We start from the raw sequence: 7,434 nt of genomic DNA on the forward strand, positions 1-7,434 counted from the left end.
GGCCGGGACCCATACCGCGTGATCTATCGATGTTGGGCGGTAGGAGTACCGAACGAAGAGTCTTCGCCAAATTACCTTTTGTGGTTATGGGTCCCGGCCTTCGCCGGGACGACACTTGAGTGTGTGGCGGCGTCCGGGCCCCCACCAGGGCACCAGCCTTGTTTTCTTCAAATTGCGCCGCAATTGATGTATCCAGATAAGCCGTTGGTCACGCCGTGACGGCACAACGCGCCTGGGTCTTTCATTTGGAGATATTCCGATGTCGCTCGATTCGGACATCATCGTCGATCGCCGCAGGATCCGCCGCAAGCTGACGTTCTGGCGTGTCGTGGCCGCGCTGATCGCGATCGCGGCGATTGCGGGCTTCGCACTGATCGCGACGCCCGGTGCGCGCGGCACCTTCGCATCCGCCGGCTCGATTGCGCGGGTCCAGATCGAGGGCCTGATCCGCAGCGATTCCGATCGCACGCAGGCGCTGGAGCGGCTGGAGAATTCGCAGGCTGCCGCCGTCATCGTCCACATCAACTCGCCGGGCGGCACCACCGCAGGCTCCGAGCAGCTCTACGACTCGCTTGTCCGGCTCAAGGCGAAGAAGCCGCTCGTCGTCATGGTCGAGGGTCTCGCCGCCTCCGGCGGTTACATCACGGCGATCGCGAGCGACCACATCATCGCGCAGCAGAGCTCGCTGGTCGGCTCGATCGGTGTGCTGTTCCAGTACCCCAACGTCACCGAGCTCCTGAAGACCATCGGCGTCAAGGTCGAGGAGGTAAAATCCTCGCCGCTGAAGGCCGCGCCCAACGGTTTTGAGCCGACCAGTCCCGAGGCGCGGGCCGCGCTCGACGCGTTGGTGAGGGATTCCTACGCCTGGTTCAAGGGACTGGTGAAGGAACGGCGTGGCATGGACGACACGCAGCTCGAGAAAGTGGCCGACGGCCGCGTCTTCACCGGACGCCAGGCGATCGATCTCAAGCTGATCGACCAGATCGGTGACGAGAAGACTGCAGTGACCTGGCTGGTCGAGCAGAAGGGCGTCAAGAAGGGGCTTTCGGTACGCGACTACAAGCTCCAGACGCGCTTCGGCGACCTGCCGTTCCTCAAGACTGCTGCTGCCGTGACGCTGGAAGCGCTGGGTTTGGGCTCGATTGCGCATCAAATCGGGCAAACCGGCGTCGCGCAGGCCGTCGACCGGTTCGGAATGGATGGAATGCTCGCCTTGTGGCAGCCGGCTGCGTCAAACTGACGGGGGCGAGCGAGCAATTGAGGGTTTTCGCGTCCGGCGAGTGTCGGGGCAGCCTGCTTTTTTGGCATTTGTCACGCATTTTCACGACGCTCAACCTTGATTTAGCGTCTTGACAGATCACGGTATTTTCACGGAAATGGTCATCCGCACGCTTCCGGGTCCTATCTCTCGATGATCAAATCCGAACTTGTTCAGCGTATCGCCGAGCACAACCCGCATCTGTACCAGCGGGATGTCGAGAACATTGTGAATGCGATTCTCGAAGAGATCGTAGCGGCTCTCGCACGCGGCGACCGCGTCGAGTTGCGCGGCTTCGGTGCCTTCTCGGTCAAGCATCGCCCTGCACGCGCCGGGCGTAATCCGCGCACCGGCGCCCATGTGCCGGTCGATCAGAAGAGCGTTCCGTTCTTCAAGACCGGCAAGGAAATGCGCGAGCGGCTGAACCGCGACCATCCGGATCCCGGCGCGGCAGACTAWGGCCGGCGTCAGGGTTTCCCGCGGTCGCGAGCGATGCGGCCGGAAGCTTGATTCAAGGCGAGCGAAGCGAGATGCGAAAGTTCCTGACCGCGCTGATCGTGATTCCGCTGGGTCTGATCCTGGTGGTGTTCGCCGTCTCCAACCGGCATTTCGTCACCGTCTCCCTCGATCCTTTTGTCTCCGACGACCCGGCATTGTCGGTCACGCTGCCGCTGTTCGTGCTGCTGATCCTGGTGGCGGCGCTGGGCGTCCTGGCCGGCGGCTGTGCCGTCTGGTTCGGCCAGCGGCACTGGCGCCGCGCGGCCCGCCGGCATGAGGCGGATGCGCGCAGCGCCCGGACCGAACTGGCCGGTTTGCGGTCCCAGGCGGTCGCGGCGAAGCCCGATTCCCAGCGCCTCCCCGCCCCCGTCGGGGTGGGCCTTTACGGGCCCGTCGGGCGAGACAAGCAGCGCGCGACGTTGTAGAAGCGGCCGCAACCGAAAACCCTGCTTTCCGGCCGCGGAGTTGCGGCCTTTACCTGCTTCGAGACCATGTCCCTGCTCGTCAAAATCTGCGGCCTGTCCACGCGCGAGACGCTCGAAACAGCGCTCGACGCGGGCGCCGACATGGTGGGGTTCGTGTTCTTTCCGCCCTCGCCCCGGCATCTGTCGCTGGAGCTCGGCCGCGATCTCGGCCGCCAGGTGCAGCGGCGCGCGCTCAAGGTTGCGCTCACGGTCGATGCCGACGACGCCACGCTCGACAACATCATGGACGCGCTGTCGCCGGACATTTTCCAGCTCCACGGCAAGGAGAGCGTGGCGCGGCTGCGCGACATCAAGCAGAAGTTCGGCCGCCCCGTGATGAAGGCGGTGCCGGTCGCAACGTCAGCCGATCTTGCCGTGCTGCCCGGCTACGCCGCGGTCGCCGACCGCATCCTGTTCGATGCGCGCGCGCCGAAGGACGCGACGCGGCCCGGCGGCTTAGGGGAGCCGTTCGACTGGCACCTGCTCGAAAACCTCGATCTGAACTTGCCCTACATGGTCTCGGGCGGGCTTCACGCCGACAACGTCACTGAAGCCCTTCGCGTCACCCGCGCCGGTGGCGTCGACGTGTCCTCCGGTGTCGAGAGCGCCTCCGGCGTCAAGGACCCCGAGATGATCAAGGCCTTCATCCGCGCCGCGCGCGCCACCCAAGATGCAAGTCAAGAGTTGAGCGTCCGATGAACATCGCCAAACCAAATTCCTACCGCAGCGGCCCCGACGAGCGCGGCCATTTCGGCATTTTCGGCGGTCGCTTCGTCGCCGAAACCCTGATGCCGCTGATCCTCGATCTCGAGAAGGCCTACACCGCGGCCAAGGCCGACCCGGCCTTCCAGGCCGAGATGAACGGCTATCTCAAGAACTATGTCGGCCGGCCCTCGCCGCTCTATTTCGCCGAGCGTCTCACCGAGCATCTCGGCGGCGCAAAAATCTACCTCAAGCGCGAAGAGCTCAACCACACCGGCTCGCACAAGGTGAACAACGTGCTCGGCCAGATCATGCTGGCGCGGCGCATGGGCAAGAAGCGCATCATCGCCGAGACCGGCGCCGGCCAGCACGGGGTCGCCACCGCGACGCTGTGCGCGCGCTTCGGCCTCGAATGCGTGGTCTATATGGGTGCCGTCGACGTCGAGCGGCAGCAACCCAATGTCATCCGCATGGAGATGCTGGGCGCCAAGGTGGTCCCGGTGCAGTCGGGCACGCGCACGCTGAAGGACGCCATGAACGAGGCGCTGCGCGACTGGGTCACCAACGTGCACAACACGTTCTACTGCATCGGCACGGTGGCGGGCCCGCATCCCTATCCGACGCTGGTGCGCGACTTCCAGTCGATCATCGGCAACGAGACCAAGGCGCAGATGCAGGAGGTCGAAGGCCGCCTGCCGGACTCGCTCGTCGCCTGCATCGGCGGCGGCTCCAACGCGATGGGCCTGTTCCATCCCTTCCTCGACGATTCCACCGTCGAGATCTTCGGCGTCGAAGCCGCCGGCCACGGGCTGACGCAATTGCATGCGGCGTCGATCGCAGGCGGCCGTCCCGGCGTGCTGCACGGCAACCGCACCTATCTCTTGATGGACGCGGACGGCCAGATCCAGGACGCCCATTCGATCTCGGCCGGTCTCGACTATCCCGGCATCGGCCCCGAGCATTCCTGGCTGCACGAGATCGGCCGCGTGAATTATCTGTCCGCGACCGACGACGAGGCGCTCGCTGCGTTCCAGCTGCTGTCCAAGCTGGAAGGCATCATCCCCGCGCTCGAACCCGCGCATGCCATCGCCAAGGTGATGGAGCTCGCGCCGAAGCGGGCAAAAGATCACCTGATGGTCGTCAATCTCTCCGGCCGCGGCGACAAGGACGTCCCGCAGGTCGGCGACATCCTGAGGGGCAAGAGCAAGTGACCACGCGTATCGACACCCGTTTTGCTGAGCTGAAGAAAGCGGGCCGCTCGGCCTTCGTGACCTTCCTGATGGCCGGCGATCCGGATCCCGCCACCTCGCTCGAGATCATCAAGGCGCTGCCGAAGTCCGGCGCCGACGTGATCGAGATCGGCATGCCTTTCACCGATCCGATGGCCGACGGTCCGTCGATCCAGGCCGCGGGCCTGCGCGCGCTCAAGGCCGGCATGACGCTGAAGAAGACGCTCGAGCTCGTGCGCGGCTTCCGCAAGGACGACAATGCGACGCCGATCGTGCTGATGGGCTATTACAACCCGATCTACATCTACGGCGTCGACAAGTTCCTGGTCGATGCCAAGAGCGCCGGCGTCGACGGCCTCATCATCGTCGATCTGCCGCCGGAAGAGGACGACGAGCTCTGCCTGCCCGCGATGAAGGCCGGCCTGAACTTCATTCGTCTGGCGACGCCGACCACCGACGACAAGCGCCTGCCGGCCGTGCTCGCCAACACTTCGGGCTTCGTCTACTACGTCTCGATCACCGGTATCACCGGGGCTGCGGCGGCGGACTCCTCGGCGGTGAGCGAAGCGGTCGCCCGCATCAAGCGCCACACCAAGCTGCCGGTCTGCGTCGGTTTCGGCATCCGCACGCCGGAGACTGCGCGCGCCATCGCCTCGCACGCGAACGGCGCGGTGGTCGGTACCGCGCTGGTCGATGCGCTCAAGAACAGCCTCGACGCCGAGGGGCGGGCCACCGCCAAAACCGTTAACGCCGTCGCCGAACTGACGGCGTCCCTGGCCCAGGGCGTCAAGGGCGCGCAGCAGGCGGCGGAATAGGCCATAATTCCGCTTTCGGGGCGGACGACACGGCGGCTTGCCGGGGCAGGGTCCGGCAGCCATATATCCCTTCAGGCGGTTCCCGGAGCGGGATCGCACATCGGAGCAAACCATGAACTGGCTTACCAATGTGGTCCGGCCGAAGATCCGCAACATGCTGCGGCGGGAGACGCCGGAGAATCTGTGGATCAAGTGTCCGGATTCCGGGCAGCTCGTGTTCTACAAGGACGTCGAGGCCAACCAGTTCGTCATTCCCGGCTCGAACTACCACATGCGCATGGGCGCGGTGGCACGTCTGAAGTCGATCTTCGACAACGAGACCTGGTACGACGTCGCGCTGCCCGAGGTCACGCCGGACCCGCTCAAGTTCCGCGACGAAAAGAAATACGCCGACCGCATCAAGGATGCGCGTGCGCGCACCAACCTGAATGACGCGATCAAGGTCGGCTACGGCAAGCTCGAAGGCGCCGCCGTCGTCATCGCCGTGCAGGATTTCGACTTCATGGGCGGCTCGCTCGGCATGGCCGCGGGCGAAGCCATCGTGCGCGGGCTCGAACTCGCGGTCGAGAAGAAGTCGCCGTTCATCGTGTTCGCCGCATCCGGCGGCGCGCGCATGCAGGAAGGCATCCTGTCGCTGATGCAGATGCCGCGCACGACCGTTGCGGTTCAGATGCTGCGCGAGGCAAAACAGCCCTACATCGTCGTGCTGACCAACCCGACCACCGGCGGCGTCACCGCCTCCTACGCGATGCTGGGCGACGTGCAGATCGCCGAGCCCGGCGCGCTGATCGGCTTTGCCGGGGCGCGCGTGATCGAGCAGACCATCCGCGAGAAGCTCCCGGAAGGTTTCCAGCGCGCCGAGTACCTGAAAGAGCACGGCATGATCGACATGGTCGTGCATCGCCATGAGCTGCGCCCGACCCTGGCACGGCTCTGCCGCCTGTTGACCAAGGCTCCGGCGCTGGAGACCGCGTCGAAATCGGTGCAGCCGGTCGTCAGCCCGGCGCAGATCGTATCGGCTTCCGAGACGGCGCCGGCCGCGCCGCACGCGTGAACGCATCTCCTGACAGCGCAAAGCCGCCGCTCGGCGAATTGATCGGGCGGCTGTCGGCCCTGCATCAGAAGCGCATCGATCTCGGGCTGGAGCGGATGCACCGCCTGCTCGAGCGGCTCGGCCACCCCGAAAGCAAGCTGCCCCCGGTGATCCACATCGCCGGCACCAATGGCAAGGGCTCGACGCTCGCTTATCTGCGCGCGACGCTGGAGGCCGCCGGCCTGCGCGTGCACGCCTACACTTCGCCCTATCTGGTTCGCATCAACGAATGCTTCAGGCTCGGCCGCCTCGGTGGCGGCGTGCTGGTCGGCGACGACGAGCTGTGCGCCGCTCTGGAAGAGGTCGAGCGCGTCAATTCCGGCGAGCCTGCGACCGTGTTCGAGCTGAAGACGGCCGCCGCGTTTCATCTGTTCGCGCAGAACCCGGCGGACGTGGTGCTGCTTGAAGTCGGCCTTGGCGGACGGCTCGATTCGACCAATGTCGTCGACACGCCGGCGGCCACCGTGATCACGCCTGTCAGCATGGACCACACGGACTTCCTCGGCGATACGCTGACCTCCATCGCCGGCGAGAAGGCGGCGATCATCAAGCGCGGCGTGCCCGTGATTTCGGCCGAGCAGGCGGGCGAGGCGATGGCCGTGATCGAGGCGCAGGCCCGGCGCATGCGCGCGCCGCTGTTTGCCGCGAACGAGAGCTGGCACGTCAATGTCGAGCATGGGCGCCTGGTCTATTCCGACGACCGCGGCCTGATGGATCTCGCCGCGCCGCGCCTGTTCGGGCGGCACCAGTTCGACAATGCCGGGCTTGCGATCGCGACCCTGCGCGCGATTCCGACGTTCAAGGTCAATCAGGCGGCGTTCGAGGCCGGCATCGTCGGTGCCGAATGGCCGGCGCGGATGCAGCGCATCACCTCGGGCGAGCTGCTCTCCTGGGGGCCGCAGGGCTCGGAGATCTGGCTCGACGGCGGACACAATGCGGAAGGCGGGCGCGTCGCAGCGGCCGCGCTCGGCGATCTCGAGGAGCGGGTGTCGCGGCCGCTGGTCGTGATCGCGGGCATGATGGCCAACAAGGATGCGCAAGGTTTTCTCGCCAACTTCGCCGGGCTCACCCGTCACATCATCGCGGTGCCGATTCCCGACACCGAGAATGCGATGCCGGCCGACCGCCTCGCGGACGCCGCACGCAGCCTCGGCATGCGGGTCGAGCCCGCGCCCGGCATCGAGGCCGCGCTGCGCGCGCTGTCGAAGCTCGCCTACGAGGTGCCGCCGCGCATCCTGATCACGGGTTCGCTCTATCTCGCCGGCCACGTGCTCGGCATCAACGGCACGCCTCCTGCATAAGATTCTCGTGTCCCGGACAAGCGCAGCGAAGCGGAGCGCAGAGCCGGCACCCAGAAGGTTAAATGGGCCCCGGC

Annotated in this window: 8 protein-coding genes; all 8 read left to right on the top strand. The window is 65.9% G+C overall.

Annotated elements, in window-relative coordinates; all coding sequences use genetic code 11:
* Positions 1-259 precede the first annotated feature (259 nt).
* The 8 genes from sppA (at position 260) to AC1D00_RS18455 (ending at position 7,360) form a co-directional block, all read left to right on the top strand.
* A complete protein-coding gene (sppA, locus tag AC1D00_RS18420) occupies positions 260-1,240 on the top strand; it encodes a signal peptide peptidase SppA (RefSeq protein ID WP_404551531.1) in 981 nt (326 codons plus the stop codon).
* A 171-nt stretch (positions 1,241-1,411) separates the two neighbouring features.
* Positions 1,412-1,768 carry an integration host factor subunit beta gene (locus tag AC1D00_RS18425; protein ID WP_477011632.1) on the top strand — a complete coding sequence of 119 codons (357 nt, stop codon included), beginning with the start codon at positions 1,412-1,414 and terminating at the stop codon, positions 1,766-1,768.
* Between the two features lie 20 nt (positions 1,769-1,788).
* On the top strand, positions 1,789-2,181 hold the full coding sequence (locus AC1D00_RS18430) for a LapA family protein (protein WP_135175184.1): 393 nt from the start codon (positions 1,789-1,791) through the stop codon (positions 2,179-2,181).
* A gap of 66 nt (positions 2,182-2,247) precedes the next feature.
* Positions 2,248-2,919 carry a phosphoribosylanthranilate isomerase gene (locus AC1D00_RS18435; RefSeq protein WP_477011633.1) on the top strand — a complete coding sequence of 224 codons (672 nt, stop codon included), beginning with the start codon at positions 2,248-2,250 and terminating at the stop codon, positions 2,917-2,919.
* Complete coding sequence (gene trpB / locus AC1D00_RS18440; RefSeq protein ID WP_135175182.1) at positions 2,916-4,133, top strand: tryptophan synthase subunit beta; 1,218 nt, start codon at positions 2,916-2,918, stop codon at positions 4,131-4,133. The genes AC1D00_RS18435 and trpB overlap by 4 nt, the downstream gene beginning before the upstream one ends.
* Positions 4,130-4,966 carry a tryptophan synthase subunit alpha gene (gene trpA / locus AC1D00_RS18445; protein WP_477011634.1) on the top strand — a complete coding sequence of 279 codons (837 nt, stop codon included), beginning with the start codon at positions 4,130-4,132 and terminating at the stop codon, positions 4,964-4,966. Before trpB ends, trpA begins: the two co-directional genes overlap by 4 nt.
* A 112-nt stretch (positions 4,967-5,078) precedes the next feature.
* Positions 5,079-6,020: an acetyl-CoA carboxylase, carboxyltransferase subunit beta gene (gene accD, locus AC1D00_RS18450; protein ID WP_135175180.1), complete on the top strand. Its 942-nt coding sequence runs from the start codon at positions 5,079-5,081 to the stop codon at positions 6,018-6,020.
* Positions 6,017-7,360: a bifunctional folylpolyglutamate synthase/dihydrofolate synthase gene (locus AC1D00_RS18455; protein WP_477011635.1), complete on the top strand. Its 1,344-nt coding sequence runs from the start codon at positions 6,017-6,019 to the stop codon at positions 7,358-7,360. The genes accD and AC1D00_RS18455 overlap by 4 nt, the downstream gene beginning before the upstream one ends.
* The last annotated feature ends 74 nt before the right edge of the window (positions 7,361-7,434 follow it).

This window comes from Bradyrhizobium sp. P2_E8, from assembly GCF_056403875.1.

Coding starts and splice junctions, on each gene's coding strand:
- AC1D00_RS18430 (WP_135175184.1), top strand. CDS start 1,789: ATGCGAAAGTTCCTGACCGCGCTGATCGTGATTCCGCTGGGTCTGATC.
- accD (WP_135175180.1), top strand. CDS start 5,079: ATGAACTGGCTTACCAATGTGGTCCGGCCGAAGATCCGCAACATGCTG.
- trpB (WP_135175182.1), top strand. CDS start 2,916: ATGAACATCGCCAAACCAAATTCCTACCGCAGCGGCCCCGACGAGCGC.
- AC1D00_RS18435 (WP_477011633.1), top strand. CDS start 2,248: ATGTCCCTGCTCGTCAAAATCTGCGGCCTGTCCACGCGCGAGACGCTC.
- sppA (WP_404551531.1), top strand. CDS start 260: ATGTCGCTCGATTCGGACATCATCGTCGATCGCCGCAGGATCCGCCGC.